The 333-nt window shown below is 66.1% G+C and carries 1 pseudogene; it reads left to right on the top strand.

From position 1 onward, the window contains the following. Window positions 1-171: pseudogene (locus A3736_RS17460) on the top strand (5'/3'-nucleotidase SurE); the annotation flags it as partial. Window positions 172-333: the final 162 nt, after the last annotated feature.

The following is a 333-nucleotide window of genomic DNA, read 5'->3' as shown; positions in this document are numbered from 1 at the left end:
GATCCGCGCGGGTTCAAATATTACTGGTTCGGATTGGAAGCGATCGAGCATACGCTGGACCACGGCACCGATCTCGAAGCCATCGACGAAGGCTATATCGCGGTCACGCCGCTCCAGCTCGATCTGACGCACCACGCCTCGCTCGGCGCATTGGCGGACCGGTTCGCGTAATGAGCGCGGACAAGCAGGTCGACCGGATCGTGCAGCAGCGCAAGCCGCGCGCCTATCGCGGCCCGCGCCATAAGCCGCTGCGCCGCGCCGTGAAGCTGCCCGTCTGGGGCGATCTCGGCATCCGGCTGGGCCTGGCCCTGCTCCTCATCGCCATCGTGGTCA

Source organism: Erythrobacter sp. HI0063 (assembly GCF_001635685.1).
GTDB lineage: Bacteria > Pseudomonadota > Alphaproteobacteria > Sphingomonadales > Sphingomonadaceae > Qipengyuania.
This window is presented reverse-complemented; position numbering and strand designations above follow the sequence as displayed.